Genomic DNA, 4,723 nt, shown 5'->3' with positions numbered 1-4,723 from the left:
CCCCAGGCGGCCATGCATGATCCCCGCATCAAGGCCGTGGCCATGAACTCGGCCGTGGTCGACGCCCACGCCCTGTTCGCCACCATGCCCGCGGCCCTGGAAACGCCGGAGCAGCGAGGAGCCTGGTCCTCGTTTCACGGCGATGTGGTCAGATCCATCTGCTGGCGGTACGGGGTACCCCTGGACGAGCCCGCACAGCTGATCAAGGCCAACAAGGGCAACACGTTCGACCCTGCCAAGATACGGGTTCCGGCCCTGATCATCGTGGGTGAGGGCGAGTACAAAAGCCAGGAAGTGCAGCGCCAGCAGAAAATCGCCATGGACAATTTCCCGAACCCCTTGAAAAAAATGGTCGTCACCCCGGTCAACGAGGGTGCGAGCAACCATTGCGTCATGGAAAACCGCAGTCTGATCGGGCAGGTGCTCTTTGACTGGCTGGACGATGTTTTTGATCGGAGGAAAGGGCAATGAAGCATGTCCGGCCAAGACCATGCTTGGCTCTGTTGCTGGTTCTGTTGGGGTCTCTTTCCGGGTGCGCATCCATCGGTCCAGGCAAAATGACCTCGGACCGTACCAGGTACAATGCTTCCATCACCGAGTCCTGGAAGGAGCAGATTCTGCTGAACATCGTCAAGATCCGGTACGTCGAACCGCTGTTTTTCGTCGATGTCGGTGACATCGTGGCCGCCCACTCCCTGGAAACCGGCGCCAATGTGGGCTTTTCCAGATCAATGTTCGACCTGTCCGCCGTTGGCGACTCCAGCAAGCTGGATCTCGGGGTTTCCGGGAAATATACCGATCGTCCGACCATCACCTACAGGCCCCTTACGGGCACGGCCTTTCGCAAGGGAGTGATCTCCCCCTTGCCGGTACGCAACATGCTGCTCGGCCTGAATTCCGGAATCTCGGCCAGTTTTTTGTTCAACCTGAGCGTTCGGAGCATCAACGGCCTGCGCAACGAGGCCCATCTTCCCGGTACCCATCTTCCTGTCCAGTCCTCTTTTCAGCGGGTCGTGCAGATCATTTCGCGGCTACAGGTTTTGGACGCGGTTCATGTGACCAGCCGCGTGCTGCATCCCGGCGAAAAGCCAAGCCTGATGCTGACTCTGGGCGGGCGACATCCCACGGAGGAAGCCTTGGCCCTGATCCGGGAACTGCAGGGCCTGCTCGATCTGGATCCTTCACTGGACGAATATGCCCTGGCCGCGGGATTCCCGGCCCGGGAAGACAACGTGATCGTCCTGCAAACCTATTCCCTGATGCAGATACTGGCCGCCGTGGCCGCCCGGGTTCATATCCCCGAAGAAGACATGGTCCAAGGACGAGCCATCCCCGGAGCGCCGCAGCAGGCCGGGTCGGCGGTACTGGACAGAATCGCGGTACAGTCCTCGACCTCCCGGCCCGAACAGACCTTTGCCTCGGTCAGGTATCGAGACCATTGGTTCTGGATCGAAGACAGCGACCTGCAGACCAAGCGGGTCTTTTCCTTCATCATGTTGGCCTTCACCCTGCTGGAGGACAACAAGCCGTCGTCCTCGCTCCAACTGACAATTCCGGCGCAATAGGTTCTCATGACGCAAGATGACAGCCTATCTCGATACGATCTCTACGAAATGCCCGGCAATAAAGTACCGTGAAAAAGGAGGTTTCATGCGATTTCTTTTCCTGATGATCTCTTTGGTCGCGATGTCTTCCTGCGCCGCGGATCCATCACGGCTGCATCAGACCGAAACCATGAGCCCACAGGCCAGGGATTTTTTGTGCCTGAACACGCCTCCTGTTTTCGACAGCCCACTCACTCCGGAAACGGTTGCCCCGATTCGGCAGGGGCAACGGACCGTCAGTGAGGCGGAACGGAAGCATTTGCACAAGAGGCTTCTTTCTTCCCTGCATTGGGACACTCTTGGCGGCGTATCCGTTGCCGTGCTGGTTCCCAAAAACGTACCGGTTCAAAACCAGGGCAAAGCGGCCATGTATGTGCACGGTGGGGGCTTTGCCCTGGGCAATCCCGATGACGCCTACGCCATGCGTCTCGCCGCTCTTCTGAAGCTCCCAGTGTATGGAGCCAAATACCGACTGGCCCCGGAACATCCTTTCCCAGCGGCCTTGGATGACTGCCTGGCCGTGTACACGGAACTTGTCAACTCACATGACCCGAACAATGTGGTGGTGTTTGGAGGCTCGGCCGGCGGCAATCTGGCCCTGGCCATGCTCCTCAAGGCAAACGCTGCGGATTTGCCCATGCCTGCGGCCTTGGGTCTGTCCTCTCCGGCCACGGACATAACCCGAACCGGCGACAGTTACTTCGCCAATCAGGGCCGGGATCCTGTGCTGCAATGGGACGGGCTGATGGAATACTTTGCCATGGCCTATGCCAAAGGCTTTGACCCAAGTGCTCCATTGCTTTCGCCGGTGCATGCCGACTATTGGCCAAGCTTCCCTCCAACATTGATCACGACCGGAACCCGGGATCTGTTTTTGAGCAATTGCGTCAGGCTTCATCGGGCCATGCTGCAGGCCGGGGTGGACGTGGAACTTCGGATATGGGAGGGTATGTTTCATGGGTTTGAACTGATCCCGGATCTGCCCGAAGGCCAGGAAGCCCGGAAGGAGATGACGGCGTTCCTGCTGAGGGAAGAGTTGCCTTGAGGGTTGGGCCCTGCTGGCGGACAACAAGCCGTCGTCTTCGCTCCAACTGACAATTCCGGCGCAATAGCTCCCCGGACTGTTCAGGAGAACATGTCTGGACGGCCTGGCTCATTGCGCCTCTTCCCCCCTTGACATGCCTCGGGGGATCGGTGAGTGCCCTGGAATGGGAACGATACAGCGGATCAGGAACAGGCTGGAACTCTTTGGCAAGGCAATGTTCTTTGTCAGCGATCTGCGCAAGGAGCAGATCGTGGCCGACATCACCACGGGCTCCGACCCCAGGCTCAACTACTATCTTCTCCTTCTGCTTTCAGCCCTGATCGCCACTTTCGGGCTTCTGGCCGACAGCCCGGCCGTGGTCATCGGGGCCATGCTCGTTTCTCCGCTGATGACACCCATCTTCGGCATCTCTCTGAGCCTTGTCACCGGAGAGACCCGGCTGTTCCGGGCGGCCCTGTCCGCTGAAATGGGAGGCGTCTTTTTGGTCGTGGCTGCGGGGGTCGCAGTGGGCTTTTCTCCTCTGGCCATGGAGGTGACTCCGGAAATTTTGGCCAGAACAAGCCCGACCCTGCTCGATTTGTTTGTGGCCACCCTGGCCGGGCTGGCCGGCGGCCTGGCCATGATCGACGAACGGATCAGTCCTGTTCTGCCGGGCGTGGCCATTGCCACTGCCCTGACTCCGCCCCTGGCGGCCTGCGGCCTGTGTCTGGCCTTCGAGGCCTATGAGGGGGCCGGCAACGCCTTCATCCTTTTTTTCGCCAATTTTCTGGCCATCCTCTTCGTGGCCAGCGTCATTTTCGTCTTATCAGGTTTTGTCAGGGGCCGCGTCGGGGACTACACCTACCTCTTTGTCAAGCGGTATGCCCTGGCCGGCATCTCCCTGGTGTTCATCGTCCTGTTTCTGACCAACGCTCTGGTCCGAATCATAGACCACAAGGTGACCACAAGGCATATCCGCAACGCGGTACTCGAAACCTTGGGGCATTTGCCCGTTCTGAACGTCAGGGACATCGTCCTCGACGAGAACCGGGACAGTAACGGGTGGCTGTCACTGGCAATTATCGACGCCCCCAGGGAACCAGAACCCAGGGACCTGCGCGCCATCGAGGACCGGCTCCAAGAGCGGCTCGGCAGACCAGTGAACCTGATCGTCCGGACGCACATCACCAGGGGGGTCTCCTCCACCGGGGAGAGGCTCTTGCATTTCTACCGGACGGCGGACGGCATCGAGCAGATGACGTTGGCGAACTCCGATACCCGGACATTGAATGTGGTGACCCAGCTTCTGCGGGATCGGATCGAAAATCTTCCAAACGTGACCCTCGCCGATGTCGAGCTGCGAAAAAGCGGAGACGGCGAACGGGTCGTGCACGTGACCCTGCAGGGGAATGAACGGCTTTTTCCCGACGGCAATGCCATCATGGAGGATGAAGTCAGGCGACGACTCCAGGACCAGAACCTGCGCCTCGTGACCCATTTCATCAAATCCGACACGCTCGGCGTCGAGGAATTCAAACCCTCGGAGGCGAACCCGGGTCAGGATGATCCTGTGACGCTTCAGCTGGAAACGGCCGCAGCAGAGATGATTCAGGCCAGAACCGGTCTTTTCCCCTCATCCGTAAAGGCCCGTTTTCGGGACGGGCAATGGTCGGTCTTGGCCGAAGTCAGCGGGCGGCGGCTCATGACTCCGGAAGAGGTTGGCGACATCGAAGCCGAACTCCGACAGGGTCTGGAGTCCGCCCTGGCCCTTCAGGTCTTTTCCAAGGTCGAGGCCATGGTCGACGCCACCACGTACAGGGACGGAAATGCCGGTCAAGCTGACATTGATCCTGAGCCGGGACCATGACCGAAGAGGGATCGGCCCGTTGGGAAACCGACTGGCCTTGCATCCATGCCGGTCCATGAAAAAAGGGCCCCGGCCGAATCCACGGCCGGGGCCCTTTGCATTTGCCGGTTTGGACGTTTCCGAGGGTGCTACTTGCCCGGGGCCGTGACCGTGATCAAATGCGGGTTGGCGGCCTGGAAACCGGCCACGACGTTGTTCGGGTCACTGACCTTGGACCAGGACACGGTT

4 protein-coding genes are annotated in these 4,723 nt (G+C 59.6%); all 4 read left to right on the top strand.

The window, feature by feature from the left end; genetic code table 11:
* A partial coding sequence (locus tag EOM25_12325) for an alpha/beta hydrolase (protein NCC25958.1) occupies nt 1-471 on the top strand: 471 nt, incomplete at its 5' end.
* The gene (locus EOM25_12320; protein ID NCC25957.1) at nt 468-1,565 is read left to right on the top strand and encodes a hypothetical protein; all 1,098 of its coding nucleotides are present in this window, start codon (nt 468-470) and stop codon (nt 1,563-1,565) included. The genes EOM25_12325 and EOM25_12320, both read left to right, overlap by 4 nt.
* A 16-nt stretch (nt 1,566-1,581) precedes the next feature.
* A complete protein-coding gene (locus EOM25_12315) occupies nt 1,582-2,649 on the top strand; it encodes an alpha/beta hydrolase (protein NCC25956.1) in 1,068 nt (355 codons plus the stop codon).
* Nucleotides 2,650-2,782: 133 nt separating this feature from the next.
* Entirely contained in the window at nt 2,783-4,495 is a 1,713-nt protein-coding gene (locus EOM25_12310) for a DUF389 domain-containing protein (protein ID NCC25955.1), read from the top strand.
* The last annotated feature ends 228 nt before the right edge of the window (nt 4,496-4,723 follow it).

It is taken from the genome of Deltaproteobacteria bacterium (assembly GCA_009929795.1).
GTDB lineage: Bacteria > Desulfobacterota > Desulfovibrionia > Desulfovibrionales > Desulfomicrobiaceae > RZZR01.
Note: the sequence above shows the minus strand (reverse complement) of the source record. Positions and strands in the feature narration are given on the sequence as shown.